The 24,990-nt window shown below is 47.1% G+C and carries 20 protein-coding genes and 1 tRNA gene; 10 read left to right on the forward strand and 11 right to left on the reverse strand.

Translation table 11 applies throughout. The features are described 5' to 3' along the window. Positions 1 to 186 (forward strand): hypothetical protein (locus tag PJF56_RS02890; protein WP_283761138.1); only part of this gene is annotated, 186 nt, incomplete at its 5' end. Here the strand turns inward: PJF56_RS02890 and PJF56_RS02895 are convergent. The 4 genes from PJF56_RS02895 to PJF56_RS02910 all read right to left on the reverse strand — a co-directional run bounded on the left by PJF56_RS02895 (position 150) and on the right by PJF56_RS02910 (position 4,930). Continuing rightward, positions 150 to 977, reverse strand: a complete 828-nt coding sequence (locus PJF56_RS02895) for a 3D domain-containing protein (protein ID WP_283761139.1) — start codon at positions 975 to 977, stop codon at positions 150 to 152. The two genes, PJF56_RS02890 and PJF56_RS02895, sit on opposite strands and share 37 nt — an antisense overlap. Before the next feature lie 407 nt (positions 978 to 1,384). Continuing rightward, positions 1,385 to 2,419: a glycine betaine/L-proline ABC transporter substrate-binding protein ProX gene (gene proX / locus PJF56_RS02900; protein WP_283761140.1), complete on the reverse strand. Its 1,035-nt coding sequence runs from the start codon at positions 2,417 to 2,419 to the stop codon at positions 1,385 to 1,387. Between the two features lie 80 nt (positions 2,420 to 2,499). Next, the gene (recA, locus tag PJF56_RS02905; protein ID WP_283761141.1) at positions 2,500 to 3,621 is read right to left on the reverse strand and encodes a recombinase RecA; all 1,122 of its coding nucleotides are present in this window, start codon (positions 3,619 to 3,621) and stop codon (positions 2,500 to 2,502) included. A gap of 127 nt (positions 3,622 to 3,748) precedes the next feature. Then, a complete protein-coding gene (locus tag PJF56_RS02910; RefSeq protein ID WP_283761142.1) occupies positions 3,749 to 4,930 on the reverse strand; it encodes an aldo/keto reductase in 1,182 nt (393 codons plus the stop codon). Between the two features lie 189 nt (positions 4,931 to 5,119). Between PJF56_RS02910 and PJF56_RS02915 the strand changes: the two genes are divergently transcribed. The 4 genes from PJF56_RS02915 to PJF56_RS02930 all read left to right on the forward strand — a co-directional run bounded on the left by PJF56_RS02915 (position 5,120) and on the right by PJF56_RS02930 (position 10,630). After that, the gene (locus tag PJF56_RS02915) at positions 5,120 to 6,244 is read left to right on the forward strand and encodes a DUF2325 domain-containing protein (protein ID WP_283761143.1); all 1,125 of its coding nucleotides are present in this window, start codon (positions 5,120 to 5,122) and stop codon (positions 6,242 to 6,244) included. Between the two features lie 287 nt (positions 6,245 to 6,531). Then, positions 6,532 to 7,173, forward strand: coding sequence for an IS607 family transposase (locus tag PJF56_RS02920; RefSeq protein ID WP_283761144.1), 642 nt, complete (start codon positions 6,532 to 6,534; stop codon positions 7,171 to 7,173). Beyond that, positions 7,173 to 8,261, forward strand: coding sequence for an RNA-guided endonuclease InsQ/TnpB family protein (locus tag PJF56_RS02925; RefSeq protein ID WP_283761145.1), 1,089 nt, complete (start codon positions 7,173 to 7,175; stop codon positions 8,259 to 8,261). The genes PJF56_RS02920 and PJF56_RS02925 overlap by 1 nt, the downstream gene beginning before the upstream one ends. Before the next feature lie 179 nt (positions 8,262 to 8,440). Continuing rightward, positions 8,441 to 10,630 carry a WD40 repeat domain-containing protein gene (locus PJF56_RS02930; protein WP_283761146.1) on the forward strand — a complete coding sequence of 730 codons (2,190 nt, stop codon included), beginning with the start codon at positions 8,441 to 8,443 and terminating at the stop codon, positions 10,628 to 10,630. Positions 10,631 to 10,846: 216 nt separating this feature from the next. Here the strand turns inward: PJF56_RS02930 and hpf are convergent, their stop codons facing one another. Beyond that, on the reverse strand, positions 10,847 to 11,503 hold the full coding sequence (gene hpf, locus PJF56_RS02935) for a ribosome hibernation-promoting factor, HPF/YfiA family (protein ID WP_283761147.1): 657 nt from the start codon (positions 11,501 to 11,503) through the stop codon (positions 10,847 to 10,849). Between the two features lie 557 nt (positions 11,504 to 12,060). On the opposite strand from hpf, the gene lipB reads away from it, so the two are divergent. Next, a complete protein-coding gene (lipB, locus tag PJF56_RS02940) occupies positions 12,061 to 12,717 on the forward strand; it encodes a lipoyl(octanoyl) transferase LipB (protein ID WP_347179426.1) in 657 nt (218 codons plus the stop codon). Positions 12,718 to 12,875: 158 nt separating this feature from the next. Here lipB and PJF56_RS02945 read toward each other — a convergent pair whose 3' ends face one another. Then, entirely contained in the window at positions 12,876 to 13,349 is a 474-nt protein-coding gene (locus PJF56_RS02945) for a single-stranded DNA-binding protein (RefSeq protein ID WP_283761149.1), read from the reverse strand. 143 nt (positions 13,350 to 13,492) lie between these two features. Between PJF56_RS02945 and PJF56_RS02950 the strand changes: the two genes are divergently transcribed. Then, complete coding sequence (locus PJF56_RS02950) at positions 13,493 to 14,455, forward strand: aldo/keto reductase (protein WP_283761150.1); 963 nt, start codon at positions 13,493 to 13,495, stop codon at positions 14,453 to 14,455. A 78-nt stretch (positions 14,456 to 14,533) separates the two neighbouring features. Here PJF56_RS02950 and PJF56_RS02955 read toward each other — a convergent pair. Both PJF56_RS02955 and PJF56_RS02960 read right to left on the reverse strand, forming a co-directional pair. After that, positions 14,534 to 14,605: transfer RNA gene (locus tag PJF56_RS02955), tRNA-Lys, on the reverse strand. A gap of 84 nt (positions 14,606 to 14,689) precedes the next feature. Next, positions 14,690 to 15,850, reverse strand: coding sequence for a histidine kinase (locus PJF56_RS02960; RefSeq protein ID WP_347179427.1), 1,161 nt, complete (start codon positions 15,848 to 15,850; stop codon positions 14,690 to 14,692). Positions 15,851 to 16,055: 205 nt separating this feature from the next. Between PJF56_RS02960 and PJF56_RS02965 the strand changes: the two genes are divergently transcribed. The 3 genes from PJF56_RS02965 to PJF56_RS02975 all read left to right on the forward strand — a co-directional run bounded on the left by PJF56_RS02965 (position 16,056) and on the right by PJF56_RS02975 (position 20,605). Then, positions 16,056 to 17,207 (forward strand): pyridoxal-phosphate-dependent aminotransferase family protein, encoded by a 1,152-nt coding sequence (locus PJF56_RS02965; protein ID WP_283761152.1) that lies wholly within the window; start codon positions 16,056 to 16,058, stop codon positions 17,205 to 17,207. 103 nt (positions 17,208 to 17,310) lie between these two features. Next, positions 17,311 to 18,501, forward strand: a complete 1,191-nt coding sequence (gene dxr, locus PJF56_RS02970; RefSeq protein ID WP_283761153.1) for a 1-deoxy-D-xylulose-5-phosphate reductoisomerase — start codon at positions 17,311 to 17,313, stop codon at positions 18,499 to 18,501. Positions 18,502 to 18,886: 385 nt separating this feature from the next. Next, positions 18,887 to 20,605, forward strand: a complete 1,719-nt coding sequence (locus tag PJF56_RS02975; RefSeq protein ID WP_283761154.1) for an alpha/beta hydrolase — start codon at positions 18,887 to 18,889, stop codon at positions 20,603 to 20,605. A gap of 89 nt (positions 20,606 to 20,694) precedes the next feature. Here the strand turns inward: PJF56_RS02975 and PJF56_RS02980 are convergent, their stop codons facing one another. The 3 genes from PJF56_RS02980 to PJF56_RS02990 all read right to left on the reverse strand — a co-directional run bounded on the left by PJF56_RS02980 (position 20,695) and on the right by PJF56_RS02990 (position 24,908). Next, positions 20,695 to 22,845: a Tex family protein gene (locus tag PJF56_RS02980; protein ID WP_283761155.1), complete on the reverse strand. Its 2,151-nt coding sequence runs from the start codon at positions 22,843 to 22,845 to the stop codon at positions 20,695 to 20,697. Positions 22,846 to 23,090: 245 nt separating this feature from the next. After that, positions 23,091 to 23,819, reverse strand: a complete 729-nt coding sequence (gene radC / locus PJF56_RS02985) for a RadC family protein (RefSeq protein WP_283761156.1) — start codon at positions 23,817 to 23,819, stop codon at positions 23,091 to 23,093. A gap of 132 nt (positions 23,820 to 23,951) precedes the next feature. Continuing rightward, positions 23,952 to 24,908, reverse strand: coding sequence for a phosphoribulokinase (locus tag PJF56_RS02990; protein ID WP_283761157.1), 957 nt, complete (start codon positions 24,906 to 24,908; stop codon positions 23,952 to 23,954). Between the last annotated feature and the right edge of the window lie 82 nt (positions 24,909 to 24,990).

Here is a 24,990-nt window from a genome sequence, read left to right on the forward strand (position 1 = left end):
ATATTTACAGGCATGTATGTGTGGTCAAATAAGTTATGTCCATTGGCTACCCAAGTTGATCTTTTTTTGACGAAATCGCCCGATCGCCGGTGTAGTGTGTCTAATTTTAGACATGCTACGGATGCCGTTCAACACTTCTGCGATATTCCCTATCGATGGAGACGACTTAAGACCTGGTTAATCTGAGGATCTTGTACCACAAACGCAGGAAATGTCCCCCTAGAATTACTGGTAATAAATGGAAAAGGACTACGTTTATCTGAACCGACAAACACATCAATCTGATTACCTTTAATGGCACTGCCCACATCTGCGGCAAAGAAATAACCATCATGAATAATGGTCTCTCCATTGGGGAGTGAGATGTGTTGTCCTCTAGCCGCAGGAATATAAATGACAGACCCTAAAGGAATCCGTTGGCGATCGACTGCTATCGTCCGATAAGGGACTAAACGATATCCACCGGCCCCATCTCCATGGGGGCCGCGAGCCAAACCAAAACGGACTCGCCCGGTTTTTTGTAGAGTTGCAGGGGAAAGACTCTTAAAATAGGCCGAACAATCGAGTTGTAATCTCGACCCTCGACCGGCAAAATTATAGGTTGTTAAGTTCCCAGAGCGGTCTTGGACTTGCACCGTGCCTTGTAAGGCAGCATAACACCAATCTCGATGGGAAAGATAAGCTAAGGCTCGACCAGAGCGATCGAGTAATGGATAACCGTAAGTGATTTCTTGAGCTTGATAAATATGGTAATAGGTAGACCACAAAGACAGGGCGCGGCCAGAAGTGGGATGAACAGAAGGGGTCAGGGTTACCCAGTTTGTGCTAGATGGGGAAGATTGGGCTGTTCTATATTGCCGAGATGAAACAGACCATTGGGAATTACTCCAAGCTGGAGGAATAGCACTAGCAGCAATGGCACTAGAAGTACAAGCTAAGGTGAGAGCTAAAGCCAGATGGGTAAGTTTACGAGTCATAATTCAATGGCGATGCGCTAGGACGGCTGTGGAGACGATCTTACTTGGGGAAAAGATTCTTTTCCGGGCAAAAGGATATCCTGCCCACCCTACGATAACTTGAAATTTATATCAAACTGACTACCAATTACCCATTACCTATTACCTATTACCGCGCGTTTCATGTCTGCGAAGCAGAAAGGGCTATAACTAGCGGGCAAGATGCCCGCACTCCTAGCGGGCAAGATGCCCGCACTCCTAGCGGGCAAGATGCCCGCACTCCTAGCGGGCAAGATGCCCGCACTCCTGGCGGGCAAGATGCCCGCACTCCTGGCGGGCAAGATGCCCGCACTCCTGCTAGCGGGCAAGATGCCCGCACTCCTGCTAGCGGGCAAGATGCCCGCACTCCTAATCATCTATTCTTCAGGCTATTTGGCCTCTTTTGCCTCAACTAACCACTGGTCAAATTGGGCTTGATTGTCACTGACCCATTCTTGGGCCAAACTGCTAATAGCTTCTGGGGTGTTTTTCCCGTCTTTAATAGCTAAACTGACTTCATTCATATCAGCTACAGGAATGGTCACTAATTCAAACCAGCGTTTAGCCATGGGATGATGGTCTACGAACTCCCGGTTGACCACAAATTTTTGTCCTATACTTGGCCAGCCCAAATTTTTGCCTTCAAATGTGGTATCGTCTTCCGTCAAATCTCCCATTTCTTCATCTTCGGGTAGAGAGGTAAACGGAACCTCTAAGAAAACTACATCTTCATTGGGTTTCAAGACTGCGAATATCCAATGGGGATTATAGGCATAATATAGAATTGGTTGTCTCTGTTGATAACGAGTGATGGTATTTTGCAACAGGGCTGTATAGTTTCCCTGAGTCTGTTCTACTGTGTTTTTGAGTCCATAGGTTTCGATGTGATGCTCTATTATTGTTCCACAAGCCCAACCGGGATTACACCCAGCTAAATCGGCTTTGCCATCTCCATTACTATCAAAAAGGGTGGCTATTTGGGGGTCTTGCAACTGTTGAAGACTGGTAATTCCATACTCGTGAGCGGTTTTTTTATCCATTTGATACCCTTGAGTCCCTGGGGGGATAATCTGGCCCATTCGCTCTAATTGATTATTCTGATTGGCAGCATCAAAGAAGGATTCATAACCTCTATCGTAATAAACTACACTATAGTCAATGTCTTGATTCGCTATGGAGAGATAAATACTGGCATAATCTAATTCCTTGGGAGTCTCAATGGTGTAACCGAGTTCTTTTAAGCCTATATTGACAACTGCTGTTTGAAAGCTTTCTTCTACCCAAGTCCCATGGGCAGAACGCACGGGGGAATGATGGGTGTCTGGTTGAGCCGATCGCGGGTTAGACTCACAGGAAATGAGTCCAAAGGCGATCGCCAACACGACAGGGATTGAAAACAATCGACGGTATAATTTTTTTGCCATAATCTAGCGACACTTAAAGAGTTAGGGACTTGTAGGGGAAACCCCTCCCCTACAAATCCAATCCCTTGAGTCTGGAAACCCTATAGTTCCAACTCCTCCTCTTCAATTTTCACGTCGCCATTGGGCAGATCCTCACTATCTGTGAGTGCCTCAGCATCCTCTTCACTGACTGGAGTCACCGAGTTAGCGGAAACCACAGCTCCCATATCTAGTTTCTGGCGCACCTGATTTTCTACCTCTTGGGTAAACTGGGGATTTTCTTGCATATACTGAATGGTATTATCCCGTCCTTGGCCAATATTATTACCATCTTTACTGTACCAAGCGCCTTTTTTGGTAATGACTCCGGTCTCTTCGGCAATATCTAAAAGACAGCCCATGGAGGAGATGCCTTTACCGAAGATAATGTCAAATTCGGCAATCCGGAAGGGGGGAGCGACCTTGTTTTTGGCTACTTTGACTTTGGCGCGAATGCCGTATTCTTCGGAACCTTTTTTCAAGGTTTGGATGCGGCGGATATCCAGACGCACGGAGGCATAGAACTTGAGGGCATTACCACCTGTGGTGGTTTCGGGGTTGCCATAGACGACCCCAATTTTTTGCCGCAGTTGGTTGAGGAAAATGACCGTACAGCCAGATTTGCCGATATTTCCGGTAATTTTCCGCATGGCTTGGCTCATCAGCCGAGCTTGGGCTCCCATGGGGGCATCGCCCATGTCGCCTTCAATTTCCGATCGCGGCACTAAAGCAGCTACGGAGTCTACCACCACAATATCAACGGCGGCCGATCGCACCAACTGATCGACCACCTCTAAGGCCATTTCTCCGGTATCCGGTTGGGAGACGAGCAAATTTTCAATATCCACCCCCAAAACCGAGGCGTAGGTGGGATCTAGGGCATGTTCGGCATCCACAAAGGCGGCGACTCCACCTCCTTTCTGCACTTCAGAAATGGCATGGAGGGCGAGGGTGGTTTTCCCGGAACTTTCTGGGCCATAGATTTCTATAACTCGTCCCTTGGGTAAGCCTCCCCCTAGGGCTAAATCTAGGGTGAGCGCTCCACTGGGAATGGTTTCCACTTTCATGCGCCCTACATCACCGAGGCGCATGATTGCACCTTTGCCAAAACTGCGCTCTATTTGGGTGAGAACGGCTTTCAGGGCTTTCTGTTTATCGGAATTTTCGCTTGTTTTTCCAGCCATAGGGGTAATGTGTTGACTTAAAATTCATCATTGATTCTTATTGTAGACAATCTCACTCCCACATCAGAGATCATTTTTAATTTTTAATTTTTAATTGGTCACTAAGCGGAGCCGAAGTGTTAATAGCTCATGACTGAGAGAGGCGTTTGACCTCCGCTCCACCGAGGAGCTGGTCAGCTTCTCGGAGCAGTTCGGGAATGACATCAGCGTGGGGACTGTGGGCTAAACAGGCAGTGAGGTCAACGGAGTCTAGATCCTTGGCTTGATTGCCGGGAAACCAGTGGCTGGCGTTGCCCAGGAGGTTATAGCGCATTTTGGCATAATCGATTAAATCGTAGGTGAGGGCCAGATTCCTCAGCCAGAGAATAATGGGAATGTTGATGTTTTTGGGGGTTTGTTCGGGAGTCGGCAGGCCAATATGCCAAGTTTTGTACCAAGTTTCGCCTAAAGTGGCGATCGCCGCCTCCTCTAACCGACTCAGAATGGGCGGTAAGATTTCATCGGCCCGATCTAACAGGGGCAAAACCTCCAGATGCTCCTCAAAATCACTGGGACAAGCTGCCCCTAGGCTCAGGGTATGCACTTGGGGGTGGCTGAGACAAAACAAGTCATTGAAGACCATGGGACTCAGGGGAGCGCAAAGATCCACCAATTTTTGCGGCGGTTTGTAGAGTTGTCCCCCTTTATCCGAGGGACTAATGATAAACACCCCCACATCGTGCTTTTGAGCGGCTTGAATGGCAGGCCAGTTGGTCTGATTAATGTAGTACCAATGGAGATTTACATAGTCAAATTGACCGGTTTCAATCGCTTGGGTAATCACATCCGTGGGGCCATGGGTAGAGAAGCCAATAAAGCGAATTCTGCCCTGTTTCTGGTATTCACGGGCCACGTCCAGACAGCCCCCAGGACGGACGGTTTGCTCGATTAGCTCTTGGGTATTAATCCCGTGAATGCCCAAGAGATCGATGGTATCGAGTTGTAGGTTCTCGAGGGAAGTTTCCAAGTTTTGGCGAAAGACTTGGGGATCGGGTTTGGGAGAAACCTTGGTTTGCACAATCAGGCGATCGCGGGGTAATTTGGGAAAAACTTGACCCAATTGTAGCTCCGATGTCCCATAGCCTCTCGCCGTTTCGATATGGGTAATTCCCACCTCCAAAGCACGACGAATCGTTGCTTCTAGATTGTTCTGATTCTCTTCTGGAATCTCCGATAGGGGCTTATCTTGCCACTTGTATTGATAGCGCATCCCTCCACAGGAGAAGACAGGCATTGGTAGATCGGTTCTGCCAAATCGTCGATACTGCATGATTGATGGGGTTGATCGGATTCAGGGGGTCTGGGAAAATAGGGCGATCGCCCTGATTGTGAACCCTAGTTCACGCTCTTTCGCCAAATTTTACCCACTCCCTCGTCATCCTACCACCGATCCCCAGAAGACATAAAGAATTAGAGCCAACTTACAAGTCTGACGGCAATCAACGATAAGATCAACGTAATGTCTGTTTTGGATGGTTACGGCGGAGGTTGGGCATATCCAGGGCAGACCCTAGTGACGTTTACTTATCTTCAGTCAATCATGAACATGGATATCTCAGAATTAGATCATTTAGAAAATTCCGTTCAAGATTTATTGTCAGCCGCCAAACTTGAACTCGAAGCCAGTCGTTTAGAGCAACAACGGGATGAACAGGTTCAAGCCGCCGTTGCCGAAATTGAAAAACGACTTAAACCTTTATTAGCTGATGTGGAAAAGACCCTCGCTGACTTCGATCATTTAAGTTTAGGAGATAGTGTTACCCGACAAAAGTTAGAAGACAAAGCGGCGGATTTAAAGAAACAACTCGAAGAAGCTCCGGTTTTAGCCGCTCAAGTTGCCGATCGCCAACTGATTCTCAATGAAGAACGGTTACTCGATGAACAATTAGCCGAGCAAACCTATCGCTGGCGGCAAGAATTGAAAGCTGATTTACTCGATATGATTGCCGAACAAGAAGACTTCTATAGTGCCACCGATGCCGCCGTTGCCATTCGTCCCTATATTCAAGACCTCAAAGCCATTCAAGGGTTAGAAGAGGTGATTGAAGCGCTCATTCATCAAATTAACTTATATAGCAAAGAAGGCCCCGTGGCTCGCTTGCGCGGCAGCCACGAACAAACCCTCAATTTTATCTACGACAAAGCCATGGAAAACCGAGCCAGGGTCGAATTACCGCGTAATGTTCAACCCAAAACTCGCCATCGGGTATCGGAAAAACAACCCAATCCCTACATGCTTTTGGAAGGCAAAGTTGTCGTATTTGGAGGCCATGATAAATTAGCCACGGCAGTCAAAAATCGTCTGCGAGCTTCTAAAGTGGATTTAAATTGGTGTACGGCTCAAGATGGGCTACAAATGGCTCAACAAATGGAAAGTCATATTGCCACGGCCGATTTAGTCTTAATTATTACCGGTTATGCCAGCCATGCTCTCACGGAAAAAGCCATGCAAGCGGCTCAAAATTCGGATCTCACTCCAGAGATGATTAATACCACAGGAATGACCAAGGTTTTGGAAAGAATTGAGATCGCCTTAAAATCAAGACTTTTAGCTCGTCGGTTAAATAATTCAACTAAATCCTAAATCGTAAGCTGACCTAACTTTTCCGTCAAAATTGTTTCATAGGTTCGTTTGGGAACCGCTAGATAGAGATCCTTAGCAGGCATGGAACCGACAGTTACTGAGTCTTCTGGATTTTATGATATCCCAAAGGGATACTCGCCGATGCGATCGCGGGGGATTTTGACTGCCCCCCGCTTTTTTAAGGGGGGTTGGGGGGGTGAGTAACTGAAAGATAATTTGTATGCAAATCTTGGCAAATCTCACTGATTACCGATATAATCCAGGGAAGATATTAAGGTAAGGATTATATGGAGAACTTTCAGGACGTGACTTTAAGCATAGGGGAGGCAGCTAAGGAGCTAGGAGTCTCTGTTGACACAATCCGGAGGTGGGCGGATGCTAAAAAGATAAAGAGTATCCGCGCTCCTAGTGGACACAGAAGATTTTATCTAACAGATATCAAAAGACTGACACCAAGAGAAATTAAGCAGTCAGATCAGCGCATTACTATCAATTACGCTCGTGTTAGTAGTCACGACCAAAAACAAGACCTGATCAGACAAGTTCAAGTCCTAGAAGCGTTTAGTGCCACTAACGGATGGCAATTTGAAACAATCCCAGACCTTGGAAGTGGACTTGATTACAACAAAAAAGGACTCCAAAAGCTACTCAAACGCATAATGCGAGGCGATGTTGGTCGTTTGGTATTGACTCATAAAGACCGACTGTTGCGTTTTGGCGCTGAATTGGTTTTTGCAATGTGTGAGGAGTTTGAAACCGAAGTAGTGATAATCAATAAGTCACCGGAGGAAATTACGTTTGAGCAAGAGTTGGTACAGGACATGATTGAACTAATTACTGTGTTCAGCGCTCGTCTATATGGTTCTCGCTCTAAGAAAAATAAGAAGTTAATTGACAATATGACACAAGGGATTAAGGATGTCTCCTGATGTTACTAGGATTTAAAACAGAATTAAAGGTTAACAATCAACAACGAACAGCATTAGCCAAGCATTGTGGTGTAGCGCGTCATGCCTGGAATTGGGGACTACGATTAACTAAACAAATTCTTGACCATAATCAAGAGAACAGTCAAGAAAAAATAAAGTTTCCCAGTGCGATCGACCTACACAAATGGCTTGTAGCCCTGGTCAAACCTGAATGTCCTTGGTACTACGAGGTCAGTAAATGCGCCCCCCAGTATGCTCTCAGGCAGCTTTCATCAGCTTGGAAACAAGCATTTAAAAAGGCCAAAAAACCACCCAGATTTAAGAAAAAAGGACGTGGTGACAGTTTTACTGTTGATGGTTGGCTATATGTTGACCACTTTCGAGTTAAAGTCCCTGTAATTGGTTGGCTCAAAACTTATGAGCGTCTGCCGACAGAATATCAACCTAAATCCTTCACCATCAGTCGTCAAGCCGACAGATGGTTTATTAGCTGGAAAATTGAAGTTGAACCAATCACGCCGCCCAAAACCCAGTCCGTTGTAGGCGTAGATTTGGGCATCAAAGCCTTAGCAACATTATCAACTGGTGAGGTTTTTGTTGGCGCTAAGAGTTATCGCAAGTATGAGAAAAAACTCTCAAGATTGCAATGGCTACATCGCCATAAAGAGTATGGTTCGGCCAATTGGAAAAAAGCTCAAATTCAAATAGCACGGCTACATCGAAAAATTGCTAATATCCGTAAAGACACATTACATAAACTCACAACCTATTTAGCCAAAAACCAAAGCAGAATAGGGATTGAGGACTTAAATGTTTCTGGGATGTTAGCCAATCATAAATTAGCCAAAGCTATGGCTGACATGGGATTTTATGAGTTCCGTAGACAGCTTGAGTACAAGTGTCAACTGTATGGTTCTGAATTGGTTGTAGTTGATAGATGGTTTCCCAGCTCTAAAACTTGTTCTAATTGCGGGACTAAAAAAGAAACACTCTCCCTCTCAGAAAGAGTGTTTCACTGCGATCATTGTGGTAAGAAGTGCGATCGAGATTTGAATGCCTCAATTAATTTGGAGATAGCCGCCAGTTAGGTGGTGTTAGCCTGTGGACTGGTTGAAGCTGACTTCTCCAGAATGAAGCAGGAAGTAAGCAGCAATCTGCTCTCTTACTAGCTATCTAGCATAGAAAAGCCTAGTTCTGAGGAGATTTGCATAGGTCTTATGTAACGGATCAAAGAGACTACACTAGATCCAGGAATGGAGATCTTGCCATGTCGAACAACCAGCCAACGGTGGACAACCGCCATTGGACAGAAATTGCTGAATCTGTGTCTATTGTCGCCTCAGTGGTGGGGGCTGGGTTTGCCGTGCTTCTGGAAAAGGTGGTTTTTGTCGCTACTCCCATGTCTTTGTCTCTGTTTCTGAATCTGATTAACCGTCAACGTCTGGCTGCCCAGTATCAGCAAGACAGACAAACGGATTTGCCGCAACTGCAAGCTACTGTTTCTGAGGAGATTGAATCCTTACGTGCAGTCGTCCTTTCTCTAGGGAGTGAAATCAACCCTCGACAGTGGGAACAAGGGCTGAGTAGAGTTGAAACTAACTTAATTGACCGTTTATCGGTTTTAGAAACCCTAGATTTTAAGATTATGGAAGAAGAGTTAGCCCAACTTCGCAATCAATCCAATTATGTTCTCGAATCCTTAGCCCAGATTCTACAACGCCTCGATCGCCTCCCCACCGAAGAACGACTACAATCTTTAGAGTCCCACTTAACCCAAGTCTCTGGGGAAGTCAAATCCCTCAAGCAAGACGTAGACAGCGATTTAGCCGAACTGCGCGGTCAATATAGCAGACTGCAAGAGCATCTCGATCAAAGTTTTAACGCATTTGAGCAGAGTCTCAGCACCTGGAAAGAAGCCTTACAAGCCCAAATCGATCGCCTGGATCTGAGCGCAGTAAACACCGCATCCACCCAACTGGAAAGCCTGGAAACCACCCTAGAGCGCCTCGGTTCCCAATCAACTGAGCTACTCAACTCCATTATCCAAGTTAACGAACAGTTACAATCTTTACCCGTTCCCCAAACTCCGGGCGATGTTATCCCTAAATTAAGCCAACTGCAAACCCAACTCGATAAACTCTCAGCAGAAATCGGGCGCTTACCCAACCCAACCCCAGCCCCAGAAACCGATAGAGAAACTACCCTTTCCCAACTGCAACGCCAACTTAACCAACAAACGGAGTTACTGATCCAGTTGCAAAACCGGTTAGAACCAGCCCCCCAACCCCCTACACCTGATGCAGAAACCACCGCTTCTGATGTCAAGAGCTTTACCGAGCGAGCGGAAAAATGGGTGAATCGGATTAAACAGGGATTTGATGACTTTCAATCGCAGATGGACTTTGAACCGGATCTGAGTCGGGATGATGAATGGGGGGATGAGGAGGAGTGGGACACACCTGCACCGAGCCAACCCGTGACTCCTCAATCCCCATCTCCACAGAGATCGCAACCACAACCCGTTAAAAGTAAAACAGGTTGGCAATGCGTAAAAACCCTCACGCAATCGAGCGCTGTCACTTGTTTAGCCCTCAGTGCCGATGGTAGTCGGCTGGCGAGTGGGGGCTATCAGGAGATGAATGCAGTAGATTTAAGCACGTATGAAATCACCCGGTTATCCTTAGATACCGAGGATTTATCCGTGAGTTCCGTTGCCCTCAGTCGGGATGGGAAAACCCTAGCAGCAGCGACCGGAGAAATTGAAATTTGGAACTTAACGACGGGGAAACTGCTGCAACAATTGGAATGTGAAGATTGGACAACGGTGGTTGCCATTAGTGCGGATGGTCAAACCCTGGTGAGCGCGGGTTCAGAAACCCTGGAAGAGAAGAGTTCCCTAAGATTTTGGGATTTTGCCCATGGAGAGTTGATCCGCACTAATTATTATGTGGATTATGAGATTGATTCGTTAGGGTTTAGCAGAGAGGGGGATGTTTTGGCGATCGCCGGCCGGAACGATCATCGCGGTTTAATCCAAGTTTGGCAAGTGGGAGCCGATACCCCCCAAATGACCCTCGAAGTTACCATGGCTTTGTATAGTGTCGCTTTAACACCGGATGCCCAAATGCTAGCAGGCGGATGTGGCGATCGCACCATTAAACTCTGGAATTGTAGTACAAGGGGATTAGTGCGCACCTTTTCCGGCCATCAAGGCATTGTGTACACCGTTGGTCTCAACCCCGATGGACAAATGCTAGTTAGTGGCAGTCACGACCAAACGATCAAACTCTGGCAACTCGAAACCGGCGAAGAAATCGACACCTTAATAGGACACCAAGGCCCAGTAACCGCCGTTGCTTTTAGTCCCGATGGGAAGACCTTAATCAGTGGTTCCCAAGACATGAGTGTTAAAATCTGGAAAAAAATGCCCGTGGAACCAACGCAACAACCGCAATAACGGCAACCAGGATGGCATTTGAGGCGTGCCGTCTCGTCTGCCATCGGCTAGACTTCTTGCAGAAGTAAGGGAATAGGGAATAGGAAATAGGGATAAAAAGATAGGATTACTCCTGAAAAGTCTCAAAAATCGACATTATTGGGCGAAAAATGTTTTACCCATTACCCATTACCTATTACCCATTACCCCGCGAAGCGCTGTAATCCAAGTCAAGCATTAGAAGCTCACAGGTGCATTCGCTTGAGCCGTTGAACCATTGCGACCATGGCTATGGCTATTACCATTGCGGGGCATAAGAACTCCATATCCACCATGGTTGCGCTCATAGATCACATTAATTTCTCCGGTATCAGCATTTCTGAACATAAAGAAATCATGGCCGACCAGTTGCAACTGTTCAAGAGCTGCTTCCACGGTCATGGGAGGCATGGCAAAATACTTGGTTCTCACCACATCTGGCGGTAGTTCTGGAGTACCATTAGCAATTAAATCGCTGATACCCTCCGTGTCTTCCACCAGGTCTTCCACCAGTTCAGAAGGTTCAACTGCCGCCTTGACTTTGTGTTTATTATTTTTTTGGCGCTTCTCCTTATACTTACGCAGCCGTCGAGCAATCTTATCTGCTACTAAATCAATACTGGCGTAGAGATCTTCACTGCTCTCCTCCGACCGAATGACCGTTCCATTAGCATAAATGGTCACCTCAGCCGTCTGCTTGGGGTTTATCCGGGGATTACGAGCTACCGAAAGATTGACATCAACCTCTGTTGTCAGACTCTCAAAGTGACTGACAGCCTTTTCAACTTTTTGATGAACATAGTCACGAATTGCATCTGTTATATCAATGTTTTTTCCCTGGATAACAAGCTTCATATAAGCTTCCTCCCATTAAACGAATTTCCCTAGGGTGGTCTTAACCCTTAGTGTACTGCCAAGAGTGACTTCCCATCGGGGTTATACGTTTACCCTAACATTTTGTATTCTGCTGAACACAACCATTAAAAATCTGTTGCATCCCTTGACAATTCTTGATATTTTAACCGGATGTTTTTCTAAACTTATGTTAAAATTAACCAATTTTTGAGAGGGATGGGGAGTGGGGGAATGGGGGAATGGGGAGATGGGGGGACGCGGAGACACGGGGACGCGGAGACACGGGGACGCGGAGACACGGGGACACGGGGACATGGGGACACGGGGACATGGGGACGCGGAGACACGGGGACGCGGAGACACGGGGACATGGAGACACGGGGACGCGGAGACGCGGGGACGCGGAGACACGGGGACATGGAGACACGGGGACGCGGAGACGCGGAGACGCGGGGACACGGGGACATGGAGACACGGGGACGCGGAGACGCGGAGACACGGGGACATGGAGACGCTAAAGAGGGGTTATCAGAGATCTATACTGAATTATGGAAAACATGCTTTTGAGAGGTACTCGCTGTTGTCAGGTTTGGCAACGGGGAGTTGTGTCCTATCAAACGGCTTGGGAATGGCAGCAAGAATGGGTTGCCGAACGGCGAGAGAATCCGGATTTAGACGATGTGCTACTGTTGCTCGAACATCCTCCTGTCTATACTCTGGGACGAGGCGCTACCTTAGATTTTCTCAAGTTCGATCCGCAGCATCCTCCGGCAGAACTCCATCGCGTGGAACGGGGAGGCGAAGTCACCTATCACTGTCCCGGCCAATTGGTGGGCTATCCAATTTTGAATTTAACCTATTATCAACGAGATCTGCATTGGTATTTGCGACAATTAGAAACCGTTTTAATTGAGACCCTTGAGGTTTATGGTTTAAAGGCCGATCGCCTTCCCGGTTTAACTGGCGTTTGGCTCAATGGTTATAAAGTAGGGGCGATCGGCATTAAAGTCAGTCGTTGGATTACCATGCATGGCTTCTCCCTCAATGTCAACTCCGATCTAGAAGGATTTAAGGCGATCGTTCCTTGCGGAATTGGCGATCGCCCCGTCGGTACTCTAACCCAATTCGCCCCCCACATTTCCCTCGCCGACATCCGCCAAACCCTCCCAGAGATCTTTGCCCAAGTCTTTCAGGTTTCTTTGATTGTGAGATAAGGGGATGGGGGAATGGGGGGACACGGGGATACGGAGACACGGGGACGCGGAGACGCGGGGACACGGGGACGCGGAGAAATTACTTCTTGCCTCTTGCCTCTTGCCTCTTGCCTTCCCCCCTTGGGGGGATACAGGGGGGTTTACCCATTACCCATTACCTAAAACGGAATTTCATCTTCCTCCAAAGGTTGAATATCCGCAGGGGAGGAAGTAACGGGAGCTGGCGTTGGCAGGGGACGAGGAGCCGGAGCCGGAGTAGAAATAGGAGTGACGTTATCTTGCACTCTAGCCGTTGCCCCCACTGCCGCCAAGGGTTTCGTGGCGACCGGTTCCCCATGCAAACTATAAATTCGGGAAACCACTAACTCCGCCCGTTTTTCCTTAAATCCTTCTGGGCGATCGAATGTATTCATTCTTAGGCTACCCTGAAGAATCACCTGATCCCCTTGATGATACCCTTGGGCAAGTTCTGTTGCTAAATTTCCCCATCCCACCACTTTTAATTTATGGGGTGGATCTTCTGCCCGCACTGCCGAGAACTCGACTAACATCTCCGTGACCGGAGTCTCATCTGGTGTATAGCGCAGTTGAGGGTCTTGAATAATTTGGGCCATTAAAATGCAACTGTTCATGCCAACTTGAAGAAAAATTCATCATCAACACAATTCTAGCGAATTGCAGCCCGATCCATTCAAAATCTTGGCCTTAAAATACTTGTTGAGAGCAAAAACTGCTGTAATGCTATAGTCAGTGGTGAAAGACAAGATTAAAGCCGATGCAAACTTACCCTTTAGGCAATACGGATATTCAGATTACCCCCATTATTATGGGGAGTTGGCAAGCGGATAAAAGTATGTGGGCTGGTACGGATGAGGAGGAACTGCTTCAGGGACTCAGAGCGGGTTTCGAGGCCGGTATCACGACGGTTGATACAGCATCAGAGTATGGGAATGGAGAATCTGAGCGTCTGGTGGGTAAAGCGCTAGGAGATGTGCGCGATCGGATGGTTTTTGCGACTAAGTTGTGGGTGAGTGATTTTCGCTATGAGGCGGCGATCGCCGCTTGCGAGCAGTCCTTGCAGAACTTACAAACGGATTATATTGATTTGTATCAATTGCATTGGCCCTCTGGCAGTTGGGGGAGCGACATTGTACCGATCGCCGAAACCATGCAGGCGATGGTGGATTTAAAGAAGCAGGGCAAAATTCGGGCGATCGGGGTGTCTAATTTTTCTGTGGCGCAAATGGAAGAGGCGCGGCAATATGGCCCGATTGAAAGTTTACAACCGCCCTATTCTCTCTTTTGGAGAGCCATTGAAGCAGAAATTCAGCCCTATTGCATGGAACAGAATTGGTCAATTCTCGCCTATTCTTCCCTCTGTCAAGGACTGCTGACGGGGAAATTTGGCCCGGATCATCAATTTCCCCCTGGCGATCATCGGGGGAAAAACAAGCTTTTTGTCAATCGCGATCATTATCAACGGGTACAAAATGCCCTGGAACAATTACGCCCCATCGCGGCCCGAAAAGAGTGTACGTTAGCACAATTGGCTCTAGCGTGGTTAATTGCCCAACCGCACACCCATGCGATCGCCGGTTTCCGCAATCTTCAGCAAGTGCAAGATAACGCTCAAGCCGCAGAAATTCAGCTTTCAGACGAAGAACGAGAGGAAATTTCGGCGATCGGCTCCACCGTTACCGATCGCCTAGAATATGACCCCGTTCTCTGGGCCTTTTAACCTCCCAAGACCGGTGTAGGGACAAACCTAAAACTCTTTTGCCCCTACCATCGAATCTTGTTATCTTTCAGGAATTTATGGGTCGCCCGGGATTCGAACCCGGAACTAATCGGTTAAAAGCCGAGTACTCTACCGTTGAGTTAGCGACCCACGTTCATAAAACTGAACCTTAACTAAGGTAGCACAAAATTATAGAAACAGTCAAGAACCGGAGCATTTTTTTCTAGACAGGGGTTAAGGACGGTAGGCCGGTAGAGTGAAGTGGAAGCAACTGCCCTGATTATCGAGGGATTCGACCCAAATTTGCCCATAATGGGCGCGAACAATGCGCTGACAGAGGGATAGGCCAATACCATAACCATCTGTAGTGCGATCGCGCTCTAAGCGAAAGCGGTCTTCAAAAATCTTTTCCTGTTTCTCAAGAGGAATCCCCGGCCCCGTATCACAAAAACTCACCTGAATCTTCTGGGTAGTGCGGTGCATAATAGAAACCTTAATCGAACCTTCTGGAGGGGTATATTTAATCGCATTGTCCAACAGATTGGTCATCACTTGGTCAATTCGCTGGGGATCGGCATAGACCAGGGGTAAATCGTGAGGCAGATCAGTTTCCAGATGGAGGGACTTTTGCTGTAATTGTTCATCAAAATTCTTAAATACCGCCTGACATAATCCTTTGAGGTCAATTTTCTCCGGGTGAACCTGGATTTGCGTATTACTACCTTTAGCCACTTGGAGAATATCCGTAATCATTCGGTCAATCGCCTTAATCTGAGTACGCGCATGTTTCAGCAATTGAGTCGTGAGAGTTGCAGTAAACCGGGAAGCTCGGCTATCTTCTGCACTATAGCCAATTTCTAGAGTTTCCACAGCTAGAGCCGCCGCCGTCAAAGGATTTCGCAGATCGTGAGCTAACATAGCAATAATCCGGTCTTTAAACTGTAATTGCTCTTTTAGCTCTGTGTTTTCTTGGCGCAGCAGAAAAATTTCATCCGATAAGCGCAGCAATTCAGCAGAATAGGCAATCGAGGTAGTCAATGGTGACGATTCAGACCCAACTAATTCTTCCTGCTCCAAATACTCTTCAACCGACTGCACCCAGCGCGGCCACCAATTCTCAATTAAATTCGTTAAATTACTCCCGGCTAAAGTTTGCTTCGGTTGGGGATGAATTTTAATTAACGCCGGAGTAGCCACCACCTTAAAGTTTTCCGCGAGTTGGGGTTGTTCGCTCACATCCACGACCATTAGCTCAAAATCGAGATCTTGGGCAAGATTACGAAGATAACAACGGATTTGCCGAATTTGTTCTCCTGCATAGGGACGCTTATCAACAAATAAGAGGAGTTGAAGAGGGGGATCGGGTTTGAGGGGCTGTTCGGGAGTGGCCTGCATCATGAGGGATAAAGATGACCAATCTTTAGATTCACTTAAGATTCTAATGGATAGATTTACTAAATGTGCGAATTTTAGAGCATTTTTAGAAGAGACGTGCTAGATGAGGAAACTTAACAAGACGAAATATCATAAAAGACGGAGGTTCGGTATGATGGATGTCTTAGCATCAATGCAATTATAAAGTTAGTACACATTACTATCCATGACCGCTGTCCTTGCGATTAACAACGCCCATAAGCTCTCTTCTCCGCGCTTAGAAATGCCTCCCCGTCTGCTATTGGGTGCGGGGCCATCCAATGCTGACCCAAGGGTGATTGAGGCCATGAGTCGTCCCCAAGTGGGCCACCTCGATCCCTGTTTCCTGAAATTGATGGAAGAGATTCAAGAGCTACTGCGCTATACCTTTCAGACGGATAATAGCTTAACGATTCCCGTGAGTGGAACCGGTAGCGCAGCGATGGAAACCACTTTTGCCAATACGATAGAACCCAATGATGTGGTGTTGGTGGCCGTTAAAGGGTATTTTGGTCGCCGTATGGTGGATATGGCGGGTCGGTATGGGGCGGATGTGCGGCAAATTGACAAACCATGGGGAGAAGCCTTTTCGCTGGAGGAATTGAAAAAGGCTCTCTCTACCCATCGTCCAGCTATTTTGGGTATTGTCCATGCGGAAACTTCAACGGGCGTTCGTCAACCGTTAGAAGGACTGGGGGAATTGTGTCGAGAATTTGACTGTTTGCTGGTGGTAGATACGGTAACCAGTTTGGGATGTTTCCCCTTATTTATCGATGATTGGAACATTGATTTGGCTTATAGCTGTAGCCAAAAAGGCCTGAGCTGCCCTCCGGGAGCATCTCCCCTAACTATCAATCAACGGGCTTTAGATAAGATCCATAAGCGACAAACTAAGGTGGCTAATTGGTATTTGGATGTGTCCCTGGTGAGTAAGTATTGGGGTCAGGAACGCACCTATCACCATACTGCTCCGATTAATATGAATTATGCCTTGTATGAGGCTTTATGTCTGGTGGCGGAAGAGGGTTTAGAGTCTCGCTGGGAAAGACATCAGAAGAATGCCCAAATGCTCTGGGATGGGTTGGCTGAATTAGGATTAATTTGTCATGTGCCCAAGGAGTTCCGCTTACCGACGCTGACAACGGTTCGGGTTCCAGATGGGGTGCAAGAAGCCGATATCCGTCGCCAATTGCTGGATCGGTATAATATTGAGATTAGTGGCGGTTTGGGTGATTTGGCCGGTAAGGTGTGGCGTATTGGTTTGATGGGCCATAATAGCCGTCCGGAGAGTATTGAACGGTTGTTGAGTGCTTTGGGTGAGTTGTTACCGAGTCGTTAAAAGTTAGCCCATTTCTATCTCTCTGAGATGGCCAGAAGCTATCAAGGGTTAACTCTCAACTGGTATAGTGGGTTTTGTGATCCCCGATTCTGAAAAAAAATCCGTGAAAGCAATTACTCTCCTTGGTTCCACCGGTTCGATAGGTACTCAAACCCTTGATATTGTCTCCGAGCATCCCGATCAATTTCGCATTGTGGGATTGGCAGCCGGTAATAATGTTACCCTTCTGGCACAACAGATTGAGCAATTTCGACCGGAAATTGTAGCTATTTGTAATCCCGATAAATTGCCTGAATTGAAGGCGGCGATCGCCTCAGTCGATCCCCAACCCATTTTAGTCGCTGGAGAAGCTGGGGTCGTCGAAGTCGCTGGTTATGGTGATGCCGAAAGTGTGGTTACTGGAATCGTCGGCTGTGCCGGACTTCTGCCGACCCTAGCAGCCATTAAAGCAGGTAAGGATATCGCCTTAGCCAATAAGGAAACCCTGATCGCTGGCGGGCCAGTGGTCTTACCCTTGGTCGAAGAATATGGTGTAAAATTATTACCCGCAGATTCAGAACATTCCGCAATTTTCCAATGTTTGCAAGGTGTGCCCCAAGGAGGGTTGCGTAAGATTATTTTAACCGCATCTGGCGGGGCATTCCGAGATTGGCCGGTAGAAAAGTTAGCCCAAGCCAAGGTCAGTGATGCCCTGAAACATCCCAATTGGTCGATGGGACGCAAGATTACCATTGATTCAGCCACCCTGATGAACAAGGGTCTAGAGGTGATTGAAGCCCATTTCTTGTTTGGTATGGATTACGATAAGATCGAGATTGTGATTCATCCCCAAAGTATTATTCATTCCTTGATTGAGGTTCAAGATACCTCGGTTTTGGCGCAGTTGGGATGGCCGGATATGCGCTTACCTCTGCTCTATGCTCTCTCTTGGCCAGAGCGAATTTATACAGAATGGGAAACCTTAGATTTAGTCAAAGCGGGCAATTTAACCTTTAGACACCCGGATCATGATAAGTATCCTTGTATGCAATTAGCCTATGCTGCCGGGAGAGCCGGGGGATCGATGCCGGCGGTATTAAATGCGGCTAATGAGCAAGCGGTTGCTTTATTTTTAGATGAGAAAATTGGCTTTTTAGAAATTCCCCAGGTGATTGAACAAGTGTGCGATCGCCATCAAGTTCAGAATACTTCCCATCCCTCCCTAGAGGATATCCTAGAGGCTGACCAATGGGCGAGACGAATGGTTTTAGAAGTCGCAGAGGGAGTCAAACGTGATTTCTTAGTGATGCGCTAACTCATATCAAGTCGGATTAAATACCCTAATTAAACATCCAGGGAGCAAGATGCTCCCACTCCAGTGGGTTCGTGCGGGTTTCCGCAAGCGGACATGAATACAAAAATAGTCGTCAGTCTACAAGATTTGGGTATAACCCGCCCCTACAGAGATCTGTAGCGTAAATAAATAGATTTGATATTACACAACACTCAGAGGGACTTTCTTGCTAATTACTCATTACTTAACAGCGCAAAGCGCTGTATCTAAAGAATTCGAGGAGTGCGGGAGTCTTGCCCGCTTCAACCCAACCTGCTCTGCTATAGGATTGACTGTTCTGGATTAGAGTCCCCAACTCAGTATATTAGAAAAAGTCATATTCTAAAATTTCAGGAGTTTCCTTTCTATGAAAATTAGAAGTGGGCCGCGAATCTGGAGAAGCCTTCAAAGTTTAGGAATTACCCAGAGCATAACTGCCTTCATTTTAGGTGCATCAACAGCAATTTTTACCGCACTGCCCAGTTATAGCGCGGAACAAATTGTTTTAAATTATGGACTCTTAGAATTTTATTTATCTGTTGGGGATCTAGAAGCGTTTGCTGAAGAGGGAACAGTGAGCGACCAACTCGGTTTTTACCTTAAGTTTCTGACACCACAAGGGCAGGAAAATTTTCGTAAAGTTCTAACCGCTCCCTTAGAAGCGCAAGCAGCGTTAGAAGAGGGATTACCTGGAGACGTTGAAGTTGGGCCGGTTGCTATTTCTAAGTTTTTCTCGTCTCCCATGGGTCGGGGAATCATTACAGATTTAGGCAAAATCATACAAACGGACTCGCGATTTAATGGCGGCTTGTCGATTCGTTCAGCCTTGGTTTTATCGGCGGCCGATCCAGAAGGGATGACCTTATTGAACTTTCTGAAAAGATTTCCGACTCGTCAATTACGAGTGAATTCTAATCAAATTTTTTCCCTGCGAAATTTCCTAGAGGATTTAATTAAAACGACTGATAAAGTGGTGGCTGAAATTGAACGCAAAGCCGAGGCAGAAATCCAGAGTGAACCGGATATTGATTATGAGCAACTGCCGGATATTCGGGAACCGGGAGAGAGGGGGTTTACCACGAAGCAAATTGAATTAGTGGATCGAGAGCGCGATCGCCGCTTTTACGTGGATTTGTATATTCCCGAACATCAGAAAAACGAAAAATTGCCGATTTTGATTATTTCCCATGGTTTAGCCAGCCACCCCGAACACTTTACACGCGGCGGCTCGATTTTGGCTTCCCATGGGTTTTTCGTCGCCATTCCCCAACATCCCGGCAGTGACTTGCAACACTTGCAAGCCTTGCTCACGGGTCGGGAATTTGAAGTGTTTGAGCGGTTGGAATTTATTAATCGCCCCCTAGATATTCAATTTCTGATCGACGAGCTAGAGCGACGCAACGCCTCAGAATTTGGCGATCGCCTCAACTTGGAAGCCATTGGGGTTGGGGGGCATTCCTTTGGCGGTTATACTGCCCTGGCTTTAGCTGGAGCAACCATTGACTTTACTATCCTAGAACAGCAGTGCCAACAGATCTTAGGATCGGCAGATATTGCCCTGCGTTTGCAATGTCGCGCTCTCAGCTTAAACCCGGAAGAATATCAACAGCATACCTTACACGATCTTCGTGTAAAAGCTATCTATGTTCTTAACCCAGTTAGCCGCTTATTTGGGCGATCGGGCATGGAAAAAATTGATATTCCGGTCTTAATTTCTGGTGGAGATAGCGATCCAGTCACTCCCCTGATTTCCGAACAAGTACAACCTTTTACCTGGCTAACCACACCCCATAAATATCTCTGTCTTCTTTATGGTAGCTCCCACACCGAACAACTGACCAAGCTCACCATGTCCTTAGTCCCTCAAGTCGGAGAACTGGTAGAACCCGATCCGCAAATTGTCGGGACTTACATTCGCGCTCTGGCTGTGGCCTTTTTCAATGTTCATTTGCTCAACAAGGACAGTTATCAACCCTATTTAACGGCTGCCTATTCCCATTCCATTACCGTCTTTCCCTACACCCTCAACCTGATTCACTCATTTACTCCAGAAGATTTGGAATTAATCATCAGCCAACCCCACTAGAGACGCTGAAGGGCGATCGCCCGAGTGTTTCGATTAAGGCAAAAGGCAAGAGGGGAGAGGACTTAGGAGCGCTGTAAATTGCCATAGGGTTAAACCCTCAACGACAAACCAATCCGTTTCAACTTCTCATTCACCTCCAAAACCCTCACCTTCACCACCTGTCCTACCTTAACAATATCCTTCGGATCGCTCACAAAATAATCCGCCATTTCAGAAATATGAATTAACCCATCCTGATGTACCCCAATATCCACAAACGCGCCAAAATTCACCACATTAGATACCACCCCCTCCAAAATCATTCCCTCTTTCAGGTCTGTAATCTCATTGATGCCCTCTCTAAACGTCGCGTATTCAAATTTGGCTCTAGGGTCGCGTCCCGGCTTCTGAAGCTCATTTACAATGTCTTTGAGCGTCGGCAATCCGATCGCCTCCGTCCGATACTTCTGTAAATTCACTTTACCCACCCGATCCGCAATTTCACCAACCCTCGCTAACGGCAAATTTAGATCCTTCACCATCTGTTCCACAATCCCATAACTCTCCGGATGCACCGCCGTATTATCCAACGGATTCTCCCCCTCACGAATTCGCAGAAACCCCGCCGCTTGTTCAAACGCCTTTGGCCCTAACTTCGGCACTTTCAGCAACTGACGACGATTCTTAAACGCCCCATGTTCATCCCGGAACTTGACCACATTCTTAGCAATTGTGGGCGTAATTCCCGACACAAACGACAACAGTTGCATCGAAGCCGTATTTAAATCCACCCCCACATAATTAACGCAACTTTCCACCGTTTCATCCAACTGTTTTTTCAGCAACTTCTGATTTACATCATGCTGATATTGCCCCACCCCAATTGATTTCGGGTCAATTTTCACCAACTCCGCCAACGGATCTTGCAACCGCCGACCAATACTAATTGCACCGCGCACCGTCACATCTAAATCGGGGAATTCCTCCCGCGCCAAATCACTAGCCGAATAAATCGAAGCACCCGATTCATTCACCATCACCTTAATCGGTTTGCGCTCCAAATTCTGCAACACTTCGGTTACAAATTGATCCGTTTCGCGGGAAGCCGTACCATTGCCGATCGCAATCAACTCAATGCCATACTTCCCAATCAGCTTCACCAGAACCCTTGCTGCTTCTTGCCTTTGCCGCTCTCCCTGGTGGGGAAAAATCGCCTGATACTCCAGAAACTTCGCCGTCTCATCCAACACCGCCACCTTACACCCGGTGCAAAATCCGGGATCAATCGCCAGCGTCGGCTTCATTCCCGCCGGAGGAGAAAGCAACAGCTCCCGCAGATTCGTTTCAAAGGTTTGGATAGACTCAATATCCGCCGCCAACTTACACTCATTGCGAATATCCGACGTTAAAGACGGCTTCATCAACCGACTAAAGCTATCCTCAATCACCCCCTGAAACCAGGGACGCAACACCCGGTTACGGGTACGGAGAATCTGCGCTTCTAAGTTTTCTAGGATTTTATCGCGATCGCAATCCAAATCCAGCCTTAAAACCTTCTCCTCCTCTCCCCGAAACAGAGCCAACAAATTATGGGCCGCAATCTTACTCACCGGGGCACTATAATTGCGATACATCTCATATTTCGTCGTTCCCTCCGGATAATCCTTCTTAATTTGGGAAACAAACGCCCCCGTTTTCATCATCTGCTCCCGCACTTGAGAACGCAAAGCCGCCGTTTCCGCAATTTGTTCCGCAATAATATCACCCGCACCTTTGAGCGCCTCTTCCACCGTCTCCACCCCTTTTTCTGGATTTAAATAGGCTTTAGCCAATTCCTCCCAAGACGAAACCGAGCCTTGAGAACGATTCAAATCTTGCAGCAGTTGCGCCAAAGGTTCCAGTCCCTTTTCTTTCGCAATCGTAGCGCGAGTTCTGCGCTTTGGTTTATAGGGCAGATAAAGATCTTCGAGTTCCGTTTTTTGCTGACAATTTTCAATTTGCGCCTTCAGCTCATCCGTCAGTTTTCCTTGGCTCTCAATCGACTCTAGAATGCTCTTTTTCCGCCCTTCCAGTTCCGAGAGATAAACCGAGCGATCGGCAATTTCCCGCAACTGCACTTCATCGAGCGATCCCGTTCTTTCCTTCCGATAGCGAGCAATAAACGGAATCGTCGCCCCTTCTTGCAGCAGTTGCAGCACATTCTCCACTTGAGAGAGATTGAGGTTTAATTCTTGGGCAATTTGTCGCGGAATTTGTAGCATGATTCATTCACAATACTATTTTTAATCAATTTTTGAATAGACCAGATTTTGCCCTCTCCCTGTATCCCTCTCCCACTCCGAGAGGGACTTGTACCCCTTCTCCCTTCGACTTCGCTCCCTTCGACTTCGCTCAGGGCAAGCAGGGCAGCGCCTGCGGGAGAAGGGGTTAGGGGATGAGGGCAAAATGCTGATTGCTTCAAAACGCCATATAAAATAAAAACAATAACCCGTTCAGTAAATAATACTTAACCAAACTCTTGATAATTATCCCACAAATCCGTAGTTTGGCGCAAACTCTGATGGGAACCCTGACCCAAAATCAGGTGATCTAACAACGGAATACCCAACAATTGAGCCGCCTGCAATAACTGTTTCGTTAGCTCAATATCTTCCTCACTCGGTTCCGTGCTTCCCGTGGGATGATTATGGGCAATAATCAAACGACTAGCCCCTTGGCGAATCACTTCCCGAAAGATTTCCCTAGGATGAGCTAAAGTTTCGGTAGCTGTACCGATGGTAATCACTTTAGTGGCTAAAAGTTGGTTTTTCACATCCAAAGATAGGACAGCAAACTTTTCTTGATTTTGCCACATTAACTGATGACTTAAAGCGGCTGCGGCTTCATCGGGACTATTAATTTCTGGCTTCACTGGACGCAATTCAAACACCCGTTTTCCTAATTCAATCGCCGCTAAAATAGTAGTAGCTTTAGCTGGGCCGATGCCATGAATTTTGGTTAATTCTTGGGGACTAATATCGCGCAGCACTTCTAGGGCGTTGCGCTGCCCATCGCTGAGTTCTTTTAACAGATGTTGCCCCAACCCCACGGCGGATAATTTGCCCTTTCCTTGCCCGGTTGCTAATAAAATGGCAATTAACTCGGCTGCGGTCAAATGACTGGCTCCCAGCTCAATGAGTCGCTCGCGGGGGCGTTCGCTAGTGGGGAGATCCAGCATCCGAATACTGTAGGTCATTTCAATTAAAAATTAAAATTTTTCATGTCGGCGACAGCCGAAAAAATTAAAAATTAAAAAAAATTTAGAGGGATCGTGCCCTCTCCTTATATCCCTCTCCCACTCCGAGAGGGACTTATGATCCCACAGGATTTACTCGTAAACATTGGCGGCTTTCAGCATATGATAAGTAATCAACAGTTGAGTGAGTGCCAATGGATAGCTTTGGAGAATTTCGCCAGTTGTGCCTACGAGTTTACCAATTTCGTCGTTGCCTTCTAAGCTACAGAATTTACCTAAATAAGGTACATCATGACAGAGGATTTTTTCCAGTTCTTTCACTTGTTCATCTGTGGCATGGCCATCGACTTCTAAGACATCTACCGGCTTATTCATATCCCGGTCTAATTCGAGGCGAATGGCGGAACTGAGGTGCGATCGGCTCGGTTCCAAAATACCGGTAAAATCAGGGTGAGGAATGGTGGGGCGCAGCACTAAACGAACATCTAATAAGAGGTCATTTTCTTCGGTGCGATCTTGTGGGGGATAGAAGCTGACGACGATATCTGACCATTGCCGTTGGGGACGGATAAACTGCTCCGAGTCAGATTCCCGTTTCCGCAGTTGTGCGATTACCTGTTCTTCAGTATATCCGCGCTTGCGAGTATCGCGCTTAACTTTCCACTGACTGCGGAGATCTTCTGGGGGAGCTAGATAAACTTTAACGTCAAAGCTGTCTCTGGCAACACGGGTGGAGTAACTCAAGAGTCCTTCAACAATCACAAACCGTTTGGGTTCGATATATTCGGGGGGGTCAAACATCCCCGTATCGTGATTATAAATGGGTTTGAGGATGGGTTGACCGGTTCGCAGTAGCCCTAGATGTTGTTGGATAATATCCAGATAATTACAATCGGGATGCAGTGCAGAGATGCCCATTTCTGCCCGTTGTTTACGGTCATATCGGTGGTAGTCATCGGTACAAATCACGGTAACGCTATCTTCTCCAAGCACTTGAGCGATTCCTTTAGTTAAGGTGGTTTTACCAGCAGCGCTATCACCGACAATACCCAGGAGAATTGGGCGGTTAGAAAGGTTACGAGTAGGCATGATTTAGAAGTGATTAAGTCTAGGGGTTAAGCTGACTTATGATACCATGAAAGGGGACAGAGAACAGGAGTCTCTGGTTTAC

Source organism: Roseofilum halophilum BLCC-M91 (genome assembly GCF_030068445.1).
Taxonomy (GTDB): Bacteria; Cyanobacteriota; Cyanobacteriia; order Cyanobacteriales; family Desertifilaceae; genus Roseofilum; species Roseofilum halophilum.

Coding starts and splice junctions, on each gene's coding strand:
- PJF56_RS02930 (WP_283761146.1), top strand. CDS start 8,441: ATGTCGAACAACCAGCCAACGGTGGACAACCGCCATTGGACAGAAATT.
- PJF56_RS02990 (WP_283761157.1), bottom strand. CDS start 24,908: ATGCCTACTCGTAACCTTTCTAACCGCCCAATTCTCCTGGGTATTGTC.
- PJF56_RS02980 (WP_283761155.1), bottom strand. CDS start 22,845: ATGCTACAAATTCCGCGACAAATTGCCCAAGAATTAAACCTCAATCTC.
- PJF56_RS02925 (WP_283761145.1), top strand. CDS start 7,173: ATGTTACTAGGATTTAAAACAGAATTAAAGGTTAACAATCAACAACGA.
- lipB (WP_347179426.1), top strand. CDS start 12,061: ATGCTTTTGAGAGGTACTCGCTGTTGTCAGGTTTGGCAACGGGGAGTT.
- PJF56_RS02975 (WP_283761154.1), top strand. CDS start 18,887: ATGAAAATTAGAAGTGGGCCGCGAATCTGGAGAAGCCTTCAAAGTTTA.
- PJF56_RS02965 (WP_283761152.1), top strand. CDS start 16,056: ATGACCGCTGTCCTTGCGATTAACAACGCCCATAAGCTCTCTTCTCCG.
- recA (WP_283761141.1), bottom strand. CDS start 3,621: ATGGCTGGAAAAACAAGCGAAAATTCCGATAAACAGAAAGCCCTGAAA.
- PJF56_RS02920 (WP_283761144.1), top strand. CDS start 6,532: ATGGAGAACTTTCAGGACGTGACTTTAAGCATAGGGGAGGCAGCTAAG.
- PJF56_RS02960 (WP_347179427.1), bottom strand. CDS start 15,850: ATGCAGGCCACTCCCGAACAGCCCCTCAAACCCGATCCCCCTCTTCAA.
- proX (WP_283761140.1), bottom strand. CDS start 2,419: ATGGCAAAAAAATTATACCGTCGATTGTTTTCAATCCCTGTCGTGTTG.
- hpf (WP_283761147.1), bottom strand. CDS start 11,503: ATGAAGCTTGTTATCCAGGGAAAAAACATTGATATAACAGATGCAATT.
- PJF56_RS02950 (WP_283761150.1), top strand. CDS start 13,493: ATGCAAACTTACCCTTTAGGCAATACGGATATTCAGATTACCCCCATT.
- PJF56_RS02915 (WP_283761143.1), top strand. CDS start 5,120: ATGTCTGTTTTGGATGGTTACGGCGGAGGTTGGGCATATCCAGGGCAG.
- PJF56_RS02945 (WP_283761149.1), bottom strand. CDS start 13,349: ATGAACAGTTGCATTTTAATGGCCCAAATTATTCAAGACCCTCAACTG.
- PJF56_RS02910 (WP_283761142.1), bottom strand. CDS start 4,930: ATGCAGTATCGACGATTTGGCAGAACCGATCTACCAATGCCTGTCTTC.
- PJF56_RS02895 (WP_283761139.1), bottom strand. CDS start 977: ATGACTCGTAAACTTACCCATCTGGCTTTAGCTCTCACCTTAGCTTGT.
- radC (WP_283761156.1), bottom strand. CDS start 23,819: ATGACCTACAGTATTCGGATGCTGGATCTCCCCACTAGCGAACGCCCC.